Origin of the sequence: Roseburia sp. OF03-24 (assembly GCF_003463035.1) — a bacterium.
Classification (GTDB): Bacteria; Bacillota; Clostridia; order Lachnospirales; family Lachnospiraceae; genus Roseburia; species Roseburia rectibacter.
The window spans coordinates 13055-28616 of sequence record NZ_QSCK01000041.1 but is presented as its reverse complement, the minus strand read 5'-3'; the positions used below and the strand labels follow the sequence as shown (position 1 = coordinate 28616).

The window sequence follows — 15562 nt, the reverse complement described above, 5'->3', positions numbered from 1 at the left end:
CGAGATTCGTTTTGTGACTTTGGGAGAAAATTAGAAACTCTTAGGATGCCTGTTCGTAACATAGTGTTGTGCTGCCATGGACGGCAGCACAAGTCCTAATGTGCCCGGACGGCACATTTAGGACGCACACGTCACTCCGCCCCAACCTGAATCAGGCATGCTTAGAGTTTCTTATTTTCGGACAACGGAACAAAACAGTCCCGGCTTGATGCAATTTGCCACTCACAAAACTGCGACGCCACCCTTAGCCGGGGAACTCATAGCCCAACAAACCATCATTTGGCGGAATACTCGTATTTTAATGCCTGCAACAAACAGCATCTTTTTAAATCATCATGTTCTTAATCGTTCCAACTGATATGTAATTCGAAAGAACCGCTCCGGCATCTGTTCCATCCGCTGCTTCTGTTTCCGGGAGTCCTGCGGCAGAAAAAATAATGCTTCCATCCGGTCTGTCCATCCGCTTATAGTTATCCCTGTAATACTGGTTCTGATCCGGGATACGATTCCACAGGATTCCTTTGTATTCTGCTAATGTGCATCCCGGAAAATTTACATTCCAGATCTCATTTTCCGGCAGCTTTTTAGCAATCAGCTCTTTTGCGACCGATTCTAAATACGCATCTAAAACCTCGCACTCATCTTCCTCTGCAACCGAAAATGCAATCGCAGGGACTCCGCCGCAGAGAGCCTCCATTGCTGCCCCGATCGTACCTGAATATAAAATATCACGTCCAACATTATAACCTGCATTGATGCCGGAAAATACAACATCCGGTTTTTCTTCCATCAGACAGCCCAGTGCCACTTTCACACAGTCTGCCGGTGTTCCGCCCACACTATATGCCGTTACTCCCACAACCGGAAAATCATATGGTTTTACTTCTAAATCTCCACGCACAGTGATCCGCTGTGACATTGCGCTGCACTGCGCATCCGGCGCAACCACCCACACTTCACCAAGTCCCGCAGCCATCTTTGCAAGACGATGGATACCCGGTGCTTTAATTCCATCATCATTTACTACTAAAATACGCATATGTTTTCTTATGTATTCTCTTTCCTATTGTAATGTCAATGTCACTGTCACCACGCCGTTTGCAGCAGATGCCTGGATCAGAAGCGGCTGTGAAAACGTATTGGTAAACTTAAGGTCTTTGCTCGTTCCTGCTATCGCAGCATCATATCCCTCCGGAAGATATGTAACCGGCAGGGAATGTGGATACCGCTGTGTTGCCGGAAGTCCTGCATACCGCATTGCAGCATAAAGTGTCGATGATACCTGGCACACACCTCCGCCGATTCCGGTACCAACCGTACCACTGATATAGATCGGTGCTACAACATATCCATTTGCCGCAGTACGCGGTAAAATCGTGGAACTGAATGAAAATGACTGTCCCGGCTGTACCACAACACCATTGATGCGGGCTGCTGCCAGTTCTACGTTGACAGCTCTCGGAACAGTTGCATCATATTCCGTCGTACAGGTACCGATCACGTTTCCCTGTGTTACAACAGTTCCGGATGCAGCCGTATTTGATGTAACTGTACCGGCAGGTACATTTCCGCCTCCATCTCTGCCCTCTGCTTTTCCATAGGACACATAATGGCGACAGTATGCTGCCATATCATTATCAAATGCCTGCTGCAGATCTGTATACTTTGCACGATATGCCTGTGGATTAAAATCTGCAGAACAGCTTCTCCCTTCCTTTAATCCATAATTTACAAAATGATTAAAGAGTGCCGTTTTATTATTTCCAAATGCTGCCGCCACATCCGGATAGGCACTGCGGTAGTAATCAGCATCAAACACCGCCTGATAGGCACTGCGCTCTGCCTGTGTTGCAGCCTCGGCAAACACCGGACTTGTCAACAAAAGACCAGCACATGTGAGAAACGGCAATATTTTTTTCACCCAATATTTTCTTCGTGTCATAATAATCCTCCATTTCTTCGTATAAAAGATCTTCCATGATATGGATTTTTACACTTTCTCCCCATGACTTATTTTCACCTGGTACTATAGATATGGATTCATCATATCAGACATGACTATTTTATACAATAGATCGTTTTTTAATCTAACTCAAATTTCCTTTTTACAGCATCCACCAGATAATCGGCTGTGCCCTCTGTGCCAAGCATGCTGCTGTCGATCATGATCTCTTTAAAGCGCTGATCGTTCGGAAGAAATCCTGCATAATGCATATGATAATGATCTCTTGCCTCGTCCACCGCACGGATCATTTTGCGGGCATCCTCTTCATCCATATTCAGATCATTGACACAGTTCGCAACCCGCGCCTCATAAGGTGCATATATATAGATCCGGAGCAGATTCGGTTCATCTGCAAGGATAAAATCCGAACAGCGCCCGACAATGATACAGGATTCCCGTTCTGCAAGAAATTTGATGATATTCTGCTGTGCATCAAATAATTTATTCTGAAGGTCATCCGTCTGCGTTCCAAGCGGATACATCATACGCCGGAAACTGTTAGTTTTTACTTTTTTCTTTGCGCTCTCCTCGATCTCATCAATTTTTGATACCGGAAGATTCAGCTTTTTTGCAGCCTCCTCCACGATATCGCGGTCGTAAAATTCGATCCCAAGTTTCTCACTCATCCGCATTGCGATCGGACGTCCAAGGCTTCCAAACTGTCTGGCTATCGTAACAATATATTTTTTCTTTTCCATGATAATACCTCCATTCCTGCGTGTAAAAAGCTATCGAGCTTATTTTCACATTACCAATCCTAAAATCAAAAATCCGATCACAGATACTGCTGCACCGATCAAAACATATGGAAGCTGTGAACCTGCATGCTCAAGGTTGTCAATTCCTGCACCGTTCGAAGCAAGAACCGTGGTGTCACAGTAAAAACATGCGTGGTTTCCAAATGCACATCCGGAGAGGATTGCTGCCATTACAAGCACGATATTTGCTCCAACACTTGCACCAAGCGGAAGTAAAACAGGTGCAACCAGTGTACATACGCCCCATGCATTTGCGATCATAAATGCAAGCAGTCCTACAATGATAAATGCGATCATCGGGAATACTGCGCCCGACATAATCGGTTTGCACAAATCTACAAAAAACTCTGTCATTTCCATTTCACTTGCGATCTTCTGGAAAGTCAGTGCTGAAATTAAAAGAATAATGATCGGAAGCATATCCGCAAATCCTTTAACAAAGGTATCCCAGAATTCGGAAAATGTCATGATCTTTGCTCCTATATATAATACCATACAGACAAGAATTGCAATGATCGCTGCTACCACAAGATCACCGGTTGCAACTGCAATGCCGACTAACACTGCAAGTGGAATTACAAAGAACCATACGCTTCTTCCTTCTTCTTCGCCATACTCAGAACCAATGTTGTATTTTCTGCTGATATCACTGTATGTTTTCCCGGTTGCTGCAACACGGTCATATGCTTTTTTCATTCCACCCAGTTTCGGGAACCAGCCCATACAGAAAAGGAATACGATAATAAGTGCAACGATCGGGTATACACAATACGGAACCGCCATCAGGTAAGTTTTCATCAGACTGCCGCCTGCAAGACTCTTAACACAGTCCTGCTGAAGGAAAATCGCTCCAAAATAAGCTGCCCAGGAAGAAAACGGAATCAGTACACAGACCGGAGCACCTGTGCTGTCTAAAAGGTATGCAAGTGCTTCTCTCGGCACTTTCTTCTTATCATAAGAACCTTTCATTGCAGTTCCGATCGATAAAACATTTAAATAATCATCCACAAAGATCAAAATTCCTAAAAGAAATGTGGTAAATAACGTCTTTCTTTCCGTACTACAGATTTTTGTGACAATCTTTGTAAAACCAAAACTTCCTTTTGATGCTGTAAGCAGTGCTACAAGACTGCCAAACAATCCACATATCAGAATAACATATGCTTCATCACTCATTACCCCTTCCAGTGTGGATACCCACTCTGTGAGGAAGTTTTGTTTCCATAAGACAAGTGCACCAACCATAGAACCGGCAATCAGGAATGCCTCACATTTTTTTGTCGTGATCGCACCAACCACAATGACAAGTACAATTAACGTAGCAATCAATCCATAGCTCATAACCAATCATCCTTTCCTCTGGCTTACAGATAAAAAAGGACCGGAAGTATTCCTTCCGGCCCCTTTGCCATTTTTTGTATGTAATAAAGTCCTTTATCGTTATACCCATCTTAAAGGGTTTTCCCTTTTGAATCAAGAATGAGCTTTATTTTCGTCTGTGACAGACAAATATTTTTGTACAGTTTTGTTTCCAAAAGACAAATCACTGCTGTTTGCACTATAATTTCGAGTTCTGACAGCAGATCCAGTTTATTCAATATAATAATAGATCATCAGCGCATTATAAAGCTCCTGGCTTTCAAACCGGTTATCAAAATCTCTTCCGGTGATCTGCTCGATCCGCTGAAGTCTGTATTTTACCGTATTTTTATGTGAGAAAAGCCTGTCTGCTGTTCTCTGCAGATTACAGTCACTGCCAAAATACGCCCACATTGTCCCGATGAGCTGCGTATGGTTCTTTTTATCGTATGCTAAAATTTCCCCTAAGACCTCATCCACAAACCGCCTCATCGGCTCTGTATTTTCATAGGACATCAGCAGACGGTAAAATCCCATCTGGTCATAAAACACTACTTCATTTACTCTGTGGATATGCTCTAAAATAGCATTTGTCCTCGACGTCTCATGAAAACTCTTCTGAAGTTTTGAAAGACTGCTGCACTTTTCTCCAATGTTTAACGTATAACAGATTCCCTCATGTTCACTTTGCAAAAAAGCGGTAAATTCATCAAATATCTCTGTGATGATCTGCCTGCATCCACTGCAGTCCTTCATAAACCCTATCATGCGGTCGCCATAACAGGAAATGATCGCCGGGTATTCTTTCTTTGCAAAGAGTCCTTTTAACACTTCTGCATAAGAACGTACCTCATCATTGGAAAGATCCTCCGGATGAAGCACAAATACCTGTTCCATCACGGATATGTCCTGTCCCATCTGCTGGCACTTGTGTTCGATATTATGTACATTAATGCTGTTTCCAAAAATAATCTCTGCAAGCAGACTGTCCTGAATATCTTTCCTGTCATCTAAATAAGCAATCGCATGACCAAGCTCCTCAAAGAAATCCAAAAGCGGCACATCCCATGGCATGGTAAAAAGCGGAAAATCATTCTTTTCCGCTAAATCTATTACCTTTTCATCGATCTGCGTCACGTAATTCTCTCCTACAAGAAGCAGTGCACAGGACATCTTAAGTTCGATTGCTTTTTCAATCGTCCGATACAGATCAAAGTTTTTTCGCTGGGTTACCGGTCCACTGATGATCAAAAGTTCCTGACCATGAACCCATTTTTCAAAATTAATATTCTCTGCCTTATAGGACCAGCGAATTCCCCGCTCCATCCCGCCGGTTCCGGCAACCACTTTCGCCTGCGACATTGTCGTAAGCGAAAGCAGATCCTTGCATTGAAACATTCCCCTGTCACATCCTTTTACTATTTCAGTAAATCAATCGCTCCTGTGACCTGTGCAGGTGTCTTTTGAAACAGAAATTCTCCATTTCTTACAGAAGCAGTGATTCCTGCTCTTTCACAGATCGCCTCAAATTCTGACTTTGCATCCAGCACGATAAAGTTTGCCGGTTTGCCTTCTTCTATTCCGTAATGATCCATAATATTCATTGTAATAGCGCCATTTCTCGTCACAAGATCAAGATCATTCGTAATCTCCTCCGGTGACATCATCTGCGCAATATGGATACCATGATCTAATATCATCATCATATTACCGTTTCCAAGCGGATACCACGGATCAGACATGGAATCCTGCGCAAAGCAGACGTTGATTCCATTATCATTCAGTTCTTTCACACGCGTGATACCACGGCGCTTCGGATATGTATCCTGTCTGCCTTCCAGATAAATATTTTCTGTCGGGCAGGAAATAAAATTGATCCCGGATTTTTTGAACAGCTTCATCATGCGGAATGCATAACTGTTGTCAGCAGAACCAAAAGAACAGGTATGGCTTGCTGTTGTCCTTGTTCCGATTCCTTCCATCAGTGCAAGTGCATTCAAAAGCTCCAGAAAACGGCTCTGTGTATCATCTGTCTCATCACAGTGAACATCAATCAGCTTATCATATTTTGTTGCAAGCTCGATGACTTTATGAATGGATTTTTCACCAAACTCTCTTGCCAGTTCAAAATGTGGGATCGCACCGACACAGTCGGCTCCCATTTTAAGTCCTTCCTCCACCAGCTCATCGCCGCCTTTATAAGCATACATGCCTTCCTGTGGAAATGCAACTATCTGAAGATCTAAAATGTCTTTTACCTCTTCCCTTACTTCAAGAGCTGCCTTTAATCCGGTAAAAGTCGGATCTGTGACATCAATATGTGTACGGATTGCCTGCACACCATGAAGCATCTCTTTGCGGATTCCACTGTAAATGCGTGCTTTCATCTGCTCTACCGTCATATTTCCCTTTGATTCACTCCAGCGCTGGATGCCTTCAAACAATGTTCCCGAACCATTCTGCTCTCCCATATCTGCGGTAAACACATAATCCAAATGAAGATGCGGATCAACATATGGCGGAATCACAAGATTTCCACCCACATCGATCGTCTCACATTCCTGCGGTATTTCTTTTGCGATTTTTGTAATTTTACCGTCCTCTACAAGGATCGATACCAGCTCTTTTTCCCCTTTTAATCTCACATTTGTAAATTTTTTCATATTTGTATTCCTCGCTTCCATTTTATTTGCATTTCATACAGGCATTTACTCACAGTTCTTTTGTCCTGACCTGCTAACACCATGACATCATCTGTAACTTGTTGTTCTGGTTTGAAAAAAGGCGCTAAGGTATCTGCCTTAGCGCCTTTGCTAACTTGTTTGTTCTTCATGTACAAATATTATCATCCGTCTGAAATGTCGTCAATGAAATGAGAAATCTTCTGTTTCTTTTTATTCCCTGGTACGAATAAAACGCGGTTTATTTGTTCTTAAAGAACAAATTTCTCTCTTTCCTTTATGCTCTGCTGCCTTTATTCGTTTTCTCCTTTATACACCACATTCCCATCAATGATCGTATACAAAATATGAGTATCCACGGCAAATGGATTTTCTCTTGTCAGGACAAAATCCGCATCCTTTCCCTCCTCAATGCTTCCGACGCGGTCTTCGATTCCGATATGCTTTGCAGCATTGATCGTAATTGCTTTTAATGCATCAAACTCACTGAGTCCGTTAAACACCGCACGTCCTGCACAGAGTGCCAGATAACGTTCCTCGATCACCGGTGAATCCGTGATGATCGAAACCTGGCATCCTGCTTTTGCAAGTGCAGCCGGTGTATGGAATCCTTTATGGCGCAGTTCATATTTGGTGGCATGCCCAAAAGACGGCCCCACTGCAACCGGATATCCTTCTTTTGCAAGATCATCTGCGATCAGGGCACCATCCGTTGTGTGATCGAGCCTAAGATCCACATGAAATTCTTTTGCAATACGGATCGCCGTATAGATATCATCTGCGCGGTGCGCATGGGCTTTTAACGGCATCTCACCGCGGATAACAGGAAGAAGCGCCTCCATTTTTGCATCATATGCCGGCATCTTTGAAAAATCTACCTGCATATCCGCGTCCGTTTTCTGTGAATTATCCATCACTTGTTCCTGCGCCTGTTCCCATGTATGTTCCATCTGAAGTTCATTCCAGCCTTCCGGGCAGCCTGCCGCCTGTAACTGTCTGTCATATATTTTTGCCTTTGTCAGTGCTTCACGCAGCTTCGCGGCAACAGACATCCTCGAATAAACACCTTTTTCCTTATAACAGTTTTTAGGATTCTCACCAAAAGCGATCTTCATAGCGGTTTTCTCTTTGACCAGCATGTCATCCACACGTTTTCCGTAAGTCTTGATAGCGCAGAATGTTCCGCCAATTACATTCGAACTGCCCGGTCCGGTACAGACACAGGTCACACCGCCTTCGCGTGCCATCTGGAAAGTCTCATCCTGCGGGTTAACTGCATCTACCGCTGAAAGCTGCGGTGTCACAGGATCCCCTAATTCGTTGTAATCCTCCCCGGCAAATCCGGTCGCATATCCATCTAATCCCATGTGGCAGTGCGCATCCACAAACCCCGGATAAATATCGATTCCCATCGCATCGATCACTTCCGCATCATTGATGATTTTTCCTTCTAAAACCGGCGCGATCTTTTTTATTTTTCCATTCTCCACCAGAATATCTGCCACAAATGGCTCTTCCTCTATGGCATTGTGGATCGTTCCCTGTTTGATCAATAAGTAATTGCTCATGTGCGTGTCTCCTGTTCCTGTTTTTTATACCTGATTATTCTCTGTCTTACATAGTTAATCCCCAGGTCATAATCATATTATACCATAATTACTGCATATGATCTGCCCGGCAAATGCTGGTTTGTGGGTGACATGAGTTTCCTCGTGTAGGGTGGTTCTGGGGGATTTCGATTGGCAAATTGCATCAAGCCGGGACTGTTTTGTTTCCGTTGTCCGAAAATAAGACAATCTAAGGCTGCCTGGTATAGGTTGTGGCGGAGTGACGTGTGCGTCTTAAATGTGCCATCCGGGCACATTAAGACTTGTGCTGCCATCCGTGGCAGCACAACACTGTGTTACGGCAGGCAGTCTAAGATTGACTAATTTTCTCCCAAAGTCACAAAACAGGTTCCGGCTTGATGCGATTTGCCAGCCACAAGGTTGTGAACCACCCTTCGCTGGGGAACTCATTTTACAACCTTGGGAGTACGTAAATTTTTAATCTTTATGTTTGAAGATTTAATGAAAAATATTTTTAAAAATTCACATCCAGTAATGCTCCTATCTGCTTGACTGCACATAACAAAAAGTCTCAACGCAGTCGGCTACACTGTGTTTATGACCATGCATATTTAAAAAATATGCTGCATTATTGATCTGGTAATTTACGAAAAGATTAGTGTAATGTAGCACTGATGTTTTGTAAAATGACGCAGAGTGAATTTTTTTAATACAGGACATGATGATAACAAGCTGATTTCAGTAAATGAATATCAAAAATTCACACCCGCGCCCCCGATTTTGAGATGAACCGCCCACCCAAATGGTGTTTCATAACCTGGAGGCTGGTATCTTACGCAAAGCCGGAGCTAATTTTGTGACTTTGGGAGAAAATTAGAAAATCTTGGTATGCCTGTCTACACACAGTGATGTTCTGCCACGGATGGCAGAACAAGGCAGCATCGAGTCATGGATGACTCGTTGTTGCCGGTCACGTCCCTCTGAGAAAACCTAAATCAGGCATACCTAGACTTTTCTTATTTTCGTACAACGGAACCAAAATTACTCCGGCTTTGCGCACGATGCCACTCACAAACCTACGAAACACCATTTAGGTGGGCGACGCATGCCTCAACAAACCATCATTTATTCAGCAACTCCCCGAATAATTTATTCATTAACATACACTTCTTCCCCAAACATTATAATTGCATTTTTGACATTTCATGTTATACTACATCTATCGCAATTCGATCTGATTTCCATTCAGTCATTTTTCTGAACACGCTTCTTATTACTTCCGGCACTTCGCCTGCTATTTCAGAAAACTATTGTGAAAATCACTTAATTTTTTATAATCAAAGGAGAAAACTATGGGGAAAAACAAAAGAAAACGCAGCCACACCAGACACGTTTTTGTGCAGAAAAAATACCGGGATGCCTTATTCCGCAGGATCTTCAATGAACGTTCCGTTTTGCTTGAACTGTACAACGCACTGAACCAGACCAGTTATGACGATGCAGACGAACTGATTTTTTTCACAATCGATGATGTGATTTATTTCGGCAAACAATACGAAAGCTATATTAAACAGAATAACCTGATCATTTATGGAAAAAAGCTGCTCAAACTGCCATTTCCGCAGTTTGTTATTTTTTATAATGGCATCGAGCCACTTGAAAATAGGAAAAATTACATGGAACTGCATCTTTCCGATGCATTTGATTATGAATCTAAAGCAGTAAACGGTCGTCCCTGCTTAGAATACACGGCTCGCATTTACAACATCAATTATGGCCATAATCAGGAACTGATAACACGATGCCGCACATTAGAAGAATATTCTATTCTGATCAGCCGGATTTCTTCAAAAGTCAGGAGTGGTGCATCCTTAGAACAGGCTGCAGATACCGCTGTTTTAGAATGTATCAAAGATGGCATCCTAAAAGATTTTCTCACCAAACACAGATCGGAGGTCGTTGGAATGTTATTAGAAGAATTTGATATGGATGAATATATTAAAATGGAACGCCGGGACAGCTATGCGGATGGTCATGAAGATGGGTTAGCGACGGGCATAGCAGCAAAACCTTTACTGCATATGGCCCATTTCCCTGATGCATTTTTATTTCTCTGACAGATCTGTATTTCGTATCTTATCCCTGATCCGAAGTATCATAGACGGCGATACGGAAAGTTCGTCAAATCCCATCCGAAGGAATGTCTCTGTGAGTGTTTCATCTGCACCAAGTTCTCCGCAGATGCCAACCCAGCATCCTTCCTTATGTCCATTGTCCACAACCATCTTTAACATCCGAAGGACTGCTTCATGGTGCGAATCATAGATGTTATCCAGCTTCGGGTTCTGCCTGTCGATCGCAAGTGTATATTGTGTCAGATCGTTTGTCCCGATCGAAAAGAAATCAACTTCCTTTGCCAAAAGATCACTGATCATGACTGCTGCCGGTGTTTCGATCATAATACCGAGTTCCACATCCTTATACGGAATGCCGTCGGCATCAAGTCCTGCTTTCACTTCCGCAATGATCTCTTTGATCTTTTTCACTTCATTTACAGAAATGATCATTGGAAACATAATTGCGATCGTTCCATAATAACTTGCACGGTATATCGCACGAAGCTGTATCTTAAAAATTTCAGTGCGGTCAAGACAGATCCTGATAGCACGGTAACCCATTGCCGGGTTTTCTTCTTTTTCCAGTCCAAAATAATCAACCTGTTTGTCCGCTCCGATATCAAGTGTGCGGATGATCACTTTTTTGCCTGCCATATTTTCCGCAACCGTCTTATATGCTGCAAACTGTGCTTCCTCTGTCGGATAGTCCTCCGACTCTAAATAAAGGAACTCACTCCGGAACAATCCGATGCCGCCCGCATCATTTGCAAGCGCATTTGCCACATCGGAAACACCTCCGATATTCGCATAAAGATTGATTTTTGTGCCATCCTTTGTGATATTTTCCTTCCCTTTTAATTCCTGAAGCAGACGTTTCTTCTGCTCGTTTTCTTCTTTTAACTTCTGATATTTCGTTTTCGTATCCTCATCCGGTTCTACGAAAAACTTTGCATCAAATCCATCTACGATACCGTACTGCCCATCCACACCATCTTCCGGGAAATCAACTCCGATCAGTGCCGGAATATTCATGGTGCGCGCTAAGATCGCAGTGTGGGAATTAGTGGAACCGTGCCGCGTTACAAAAGCAAGTACCTTTGATTTATCAAGCTGCACTGTCTCACTCGGCGCAAGATCATCTGCTAAAAGGATAAATGGTTCATCCCCGCCTAATCCTGCATCACTGTTTCCCTGTAAAATAGAAATCACACGGTTGGAAATATCTTTTACATCCGCAGCACGTTCTCTCATATAGTCGTCATCCATTGCTGCAAACATCTGCGCAAAATTATCTCCTGTGGAAGCAACGGCAAATTCTGCATTGACCTGCTGGGTTTCGATCATGTTTGTGATCGACTCTACATAATCAAGATCATCAAGCATCATCTGGTGCATTTCAAAAATTGCCGCATTGACTTCACCGACTTCCCTGACTGCTTTTTCATAAAAAACACCAAGCTGTCTTTTGGCTTCTTCTTTTGCATCCTCAAAACGCTTTTTCTCTGCTTCTATATCTGTTATCTTTGTTCGCTTTACTGCATTGTCTGTCTTATGATAAACCGACAGTCTGCCCATGGCAATTCCACCAAATACACTTTTTCCGTGCAGTTCCATGCCCGTTACCTCCATTTTAGATTTTTATACATAAATAATTTATTTACAGATTCGCTTTCAAAAACTCCTCGATTGCAGCACTTGCTGCCTCTTCGTTCTCGCCATCTGTGCAGACTGTGATCTCCTCACCGCATTTTACGCCAAGTCCCATAACTCCGAAAATACGTTTTGCATCTACTGCTTTGCCATCTTTTGCAATGGTAACGCTGCATGGAAATGATGCTGCTGCCTTTACAAGTGCCCCTGCCGGTCTTGCGTGGATTCCCTCTTTGTCTGTGATCACATATTTAAATTCTTTCATGATTTTCTCCTTTCCCAAACCGCATTTTCTTTTCGGGCGGTTCCATTTACCTGTGAATTTTATTTTATTCCGTTTCCTATCTTTTTGATACATCCTTCTTTAAAAGTCCAAGAATCAGGCATCCCACAACGGAACCAACTGCCAGTGATACGAGATATAACAACGGATGACCTACGGTTAAGAATACGAAGATTCCACCATGTGGTGCCATTAATGTACAGTTAAATGCCATGGATAATGCTCCTGCTACTGCCGAACCAATGATGCAGGACGGAAGCACACGCAATGGATCAGATGCTGCAAACGGGATCGCTCCCTCTGAAATAAAGGAAAGTCCCATAACAATATTTGTCGGTCCCGCCTTTCTCTCTTCCTCAGTAAATTTGTTTTTAAAGAACATAGTCGCAAGTGCGATTGCAAGTGGTGGAACCATACCGCCGACCATAACAGCCGCCATAATGTTGTAATTTCCTGCTGCGATAGATGCTGTACCAAATACATAAGCTGCTTTATTTACAGGACCACCCATATCTACGGACATCATTCCGCCAAGCAATGCTCCAAGCAGGATCGCTTTTGCACCGTTCATGCTGTTTAATCCATTATTGATCATGACATTCAATGCTCCGATCGGAGGCTCTACAATATAAGTCATGATTACTCCGATCAAAAAGATACCAATGACCGGATAAAGAAGCATTGGTTTGATACCCTCTAAACCTTCCGGAAGTTTTTCAAACAGTTTCTTTAACAGGCGTACCAGATAACCTGCAACAAAACCTGCAACAAGGGCGCCAAGGAAACCGGATGTTCCGTTTGCCGCGATCGCTCCGCCGACAAAACCGACTGCAAGACCAGGACGGTCCGCAATACTCATTGCGATAAATCCGGCTAAGATCGGAAGCATAAATCCAAATGCAACACCACCGATCGATTTAAACATTGCTGCTAAAGGTGTGATCGTACCAAAATTCGAACGCTCCTCAAACGGAAGACTGTTTAAGTCTACTGCAAAACCATCGATCAAAAATGCAATCGCGATCAGAATACCACCACCGATAACAAACGGTAACATATGTGAAACTCCATTCATCAGGTGTTTGTAAATCTGATGTCCAACGCTGTCAGATTCTTCCTCACTATCCGCTGCCTGACCGCTTCCTTTTGCCTGATACAGGGGAACATTGCCATTTAACGCTCTGTCTAACAGTTCTTCTGCCTTACTGATTCCATCGGAAACCTTACACTGGATCACCGGTCTGCCTGCAAAGCGATCCATCGGAACCTGTGTATCTGCTGCAACGATGATACATGCAGCCTCTGCAATTTCAGCTTTCGTTAATACATTTTTTGCACCGCCGGAACCCCTTGTCTCAACCTTCACACGGCATCCAAGCTCTTTTGCTTTTTTCTCAATATTTTCTGCTGCCATATAAGTATGTGCGATTCCATTCGGACATCCGGTTACAGCAAGGATCAGTTTTCCATTATCTGTGGTTTTCTCCTCTGCTGCTTCTTTCGTATCTGCACTGTTCTTTTTTTCCTCTTCGGCGTCTTTCTCGGCTTCTGCCTGATCGATCACGCTTAAAAATTCCTCGACTGTCTTTGCATTACGAAGCCCATGCGTAAAATTCTCATCCATCAGAAGAACGGACAATTTGCTCAGTACATCCAGATGTACATTGTCTTCTGTATTAGGTGCTGCAATTAAGAAGATCAGGTCAACCTTTCCTCCATCTAACGCATCAAAATCCACCCCATCTTTGATAACCATGGCTGCAAGTCCCGGTCTGCTGACTGCATCCGACTTGCAGTGCGGAATGGCGATTCCCTCACCAATTCCTGTGGTTCCTTCTTCCTCTCGGGCGTATACGCCCTTGCGGTACTTCTCAACATCGTTGATCTTTCCGCTCTTAGCCATCAATGCAACCATTGCATCAAGGGTTTCGTTCTTTCCATTAACTTTGCCGTTTAAGTCAATACTCTCTACGGCAAGTAAATCCCTGATTTTCATGCTTAATCCTCCTTGTTTTGCGAAGCAAAATGCGACTGCCCTTGCAGGAGCAGAGGATTTTACTCCTTGTTTTGCGGAGCAAAATGCGACTGCCCTTGCAGAAGCAGAGGATTTTACTCCTTGTTTTGCGGAGCAAAATGTCTGCTATGCATGCTATGCCTAATAGCTTGCATAGCATGTGCCCTTGCAGGGGCAGAGGATTTTACTCCTCCTACTTAAATATACCTTTGTTTTTATCTAAAAGCGCCAAAACTTCCGGCTCTGTTGCCAGTTCTTCTGAAAATGCCGATGCGCTTCCAGTACATACCCCCATCTGAAATGCTTCTTTATAGCTTCCAGTCTTCAAATAACCTGTTATAAATCCGGCCACCATGGAATCCCCGGCGCCAACAGAATTGACAACTTTGCCTTTCGGTGCCTCCGCCTGAAAAACGCTTCCATCTTCAGCAACAAGCACTGCCCCGTCACCCGCCATGGAAACCAGCACATTTCTTGCACCTTTTTCCTGCATCTTCTTTGCATAAGTGATGACGTCTTTTTTATCTGTTATTTTTACACCGAAAATCTCGCCCAGTTCATGATTATTCGGTTTGATCAAAAATGGATGATACTGTAATACATTTACGAGCAGATCTTTCGTCGCATCCACAACAATCTTTAAATCTTTATCTGCGAGATATTTCATAATGTCCATGTAAATGGTCTGCGGCATCACATCTGGAATGCTTCCCGCCATAATGAGAACATCTCCGTCGGAAAGACGATCCAGTTTTTCATAAAGTGTTTTGATATCTGCTTTTGATATCGCCGGTCCCTGTCCGTTGATCTCGCTCTCCTCATCAGAGCGCATCTTTACGTTAATTCTTGTCATTCCTTCTTTTACCGGAATAAAATCAGCATTGATTCCTTTTTCCCGGATCAGACGTTCTAACTCTGCTCCGGTAAATCCGGCATAAAAGCCAAGTGCTGTATTTTCCAGTCCAAGATTTTTTAACACCATGGATACATTGATACCTTTTCCACCCGGAAAGATTTTTTCCTCTGATGTCCGGTTGACCATTCCGCTGGTAAAATGCGGAACTGTCACAATGTAGTCCAATGATGGATTAAATGTGACGGTGTAAATCATTTTTCATATCTCCCTT

The 15562-nt window shown here is 43.3% G+C and carries 13 protein-coding genes; 1 reads left to right on the top strand and 12 read right to left on the bottom strand.

Annotated elements, in window-relative coordinates; translation table 11 throughout:
- Nucleotides 1–325 precede the first annotated feature (325 nt).
- From surE to DXA60_RS16745, 8 genes are all read right to left on the bottom strand, one after another.
- Nucleotides 326–1039 (bottom strand): 5'/3'-nucleotidase SurE, encoded by a 714-nt coding sequence (surE, locus tag DXA60_RS16775; RefSeq protein WP_117922448.1) that lies wholly within the window; start codon nucleotides 1037–1039, stop codon nucleotides 326–328.
- A gap of 24 nt (nucleotides 1040–1063) precedes the next feature.
- On the bottom strand, nucleotides 1064–1942 hold the full coding sequence (locus tag DXA60_RS16770) for a VanW family protein (protein WP_117922447.1): 879 nt from the start codon (nucleotides 1940–1942) through the stop codon (nucleotides 1064–1066).
- 140 nt (nucleotides 1943–2082) lie between these two features.
- Nucleotides 2083–2703 carry a cytidylate kinase-like family protein gene (locus DXA60_RS16765; protein ID WP_117922446.1) on the bottom strand — a complete coding sequence of 207 codons (621 nt, stop codon included), beginning with the start codon at nucleotides 2701–2703 and terminating at the stop codon, nucleotides 2083–2085.
- Nucleotides 2704–2748: 45 nt separating this feature from the next.
- Entirely contained in the window at nucleotides 2749–4104 is a 1356-nt protein-coding gene (locus DXA60_RS16760; protein ID WP_243006937.1) for a Na+/H+ antiporter NhaC family protein, read from the bottom strand.
- A gap of 249 nt (nucleotides 4105–4353) precedes the next feature.
- Nucleotides 4354–5520 (bottom strand): PucR family transcriptional regulator, encoded by a 1167-nt coding sequence (locus DXA60_RS16755; RefSeq protein ID WP_117922444.1) that lies wholly within the window; start codon nucleotides 5518–5520, stop codon nucleotides 4354–4356.
- A 20-nt stretch (nucleotides 5521–5540) separates the two neighbouring features.
- The gene (gene codA, locus DXA60_RS16750; RefSeq protein ID WP_117922443.1) at nucleotides 5541–6785 is read right to left on the bottom strand and encodes a cytosine deaminase; all 1245 of its coding nucleotides are present in this window, start codon (nucleotides 6783–6785) and stop codon (nucleotides 5541–5543) included.
- The gene (locus DXA60_RS18920) at nucleotides 6782–6955 is read right to left on the bottom strand and encodes a hypothetical protein (RefSeq protein WP_199536245.1); all 174 of its coding nucleotides are present in this window, start codon (nucleotides 6953–6955) and stop codon (nucleotides 6782–6784) included. Before DXA60_RS18920 ends, codA begins: the two co-directional genes overlap by 4 nt.
- A gap of 141 nt (nucleotides 6956–7096) precedes the next feature.
- Entirely contained in the window at nucleotides 7097–8371 is a 1275-nt protein-coding gene (locus DXA60_RS16745) for an amidohydrolase (protein ID WP_117922442.1), read from the bottom strand.
- A gap of 1352 nt (nucleotides 8372–9723) precedes the next feature.
- On the opposite strand from DXA60_RS16745, the gene DXA60_RS16740 reads away from it, so the two are divergent.
- A complete protein-coding gene (locus DXA60_RS16740) occupies nucleotides 9724–10488 on the top strand; it encodes a hypothetical protein (protein WP_243006936.1) in 765 nt (254 codons plus the stop codon).
- Here the strand turns inward: DXA60_RS16740 and ptsP are convergent.
- From ptsP to pfkB, 4 genes are all read right to left on the bottom strand, one after another.
- Nucleotides 10477–12102 carry a phosphoenolpyruvate--protein phosphotransferase gene (gene ptsP / locus DXA60_RS16735; protein WP_243006935.1) on the bottom strand — a complete coding sequence of 542 codons (1626 nt, stop codon included), beginning with the start codon at nucleotides 12100–12102 and terminating at the stop codon, nucleotides 10477–10479. The genes DXA60_RS16740 and ptsP overlap by 12 nt on opposite strands.
- A gap of 43 nt (nucleotides 12103–12145) precedes the next feature.
- Complete coding sequence (locus DXA60_RS16730; protein ID WP_117922440.1) at nucleotides 12146–12403, bottom strand: HPr family phosphocarrier protein; 258 nt, start codon at nucleotides 12401–12403, stop codon at nucleotides 12146–12148.
- Nucleotides 12404–12479: 76 nt separating this feature from the next.
- The gene (locus DXA60_RS16725) at nucleotides 12480–14417 is read right to left on the bottom strand and encodes a PTS fructose transporter subunit IIABC (protein WP_117922439.1); all 1938 of its coding nucleotides are present in this window, start codon (nucleotides 14415–14417) and stop codon (nucleotides 12480–12482) included.
- Between the two features lie 211 nt (nucleotides 14418–14628).
- Complete coding sequence (gene pfkB / locus DXA60_RS16720; protein WP_117922438.1) at nucleotides 14629–15546, bottom strand: 1-phosphofructokinase; 918 nt, start codon at nucleotides 15544–15546, stop codon at nucleotides 14629–14631.
- Nucleotides 15547–15562: the final 16 nt, after the last annotated feature.

What these genes read in the sequence shown, in the direction of transcription:
- surE (WP_117922448.1), bottom strand. Translation starts at nt 1,039, where the DNA reads ATGCGTATTTTAGTAGTAAATGATGATGGAATTAAAGCACCGGGTATC.
- DXA60_RS16770 (WP_117922447.1), bottom strand. Translation starts at nt 1,942, where the DNA reads ATGACACGAAGAAAATATTGGGTGAAAAAAATATTGCCGTTTCTCACA.
- DXA60_RS16765 (WP_117922446.1), bottom strand. Translation starts at nt 2,703, where the DNA reads ATGGAAAAGAAAAAATATATTGTTACGATAGCCAGACAGTTTGGAAGC.
- DXA60_RS16760 (WP_243006937.1), bottom strand. Translation starts at nt 4,104, where the DNA reads ATGAGCTATGGATTGATTGCTACGTTAATTGTACTTGTCATTGTGGTT.
- DXA60_RS16755 (WP_117922444.1), bottom strand. Translation starts at nt 5,520, where the DNA reads ATGTTTCAATGCAAGGATCTGCTTTCGCTTACGACAATGTCGCAGGCG.
- codA (WP_117922443.1), bottom strand. Translation starts at nt 6,785, where the DNA reads ATGAAAAAATTTACAAATGTGAGATTAAAAGGGGAAAAAGAGCTGGTA.
- DXA60_RS18920 (WP_199536245.1), bottom strand. Translation starts at nt 6,955, where the DNA reads ATGAAGAACAAACAAGTTAGCAAAGGCGCTAAGGCAGATACCTTAGCG.
- DXA60_RS16745 (WP_117922442.1), bottom strand. Translation starts at nt 8,371, where the DNA reads ATGAGCAATTACTTATTGATCAAACAGGGAACGATCCACAATGCCATA.
- DXA60_RS16740 (WP_243006936.1), top strand. Translation starts at nt 9,724, where the DNA reads ATGGGGAAAAACAAAAGAAAACGCAGCCACACCAGACACGTTTTTGTG.
- ptsP (WP_243006935.1), bottom strand. Translation starts at nt 12,102, where the DNA reads ATGGAACTGCACGGAAAAAGTGTATTTGGTGGAATTGCCATGGGCAGA.
- DXA60_RS16730 (WP_117922440.1), bottom strand. Translation starts at nt 12,403, where the DNA reads ATGAAAGAATTTAAATATGTGATCACAGACAAAGAGGGAATCCACGCA.
- DXA60_RS16725 (WP_117922439.1), bottom strand. Translation starts at nt 14,417, where the DNA reads ATGAAAATCAGGGATTTACTTGCCGTAGAGAGTATTGACTTAAACGGC.
- pfkB (WP_117922438.1), bottom strand. Translation starts at nt 15,546, where the DNA reads ATGATTTACACCGTCACATTTAATCCATCATTGGACTACATTGTGACA.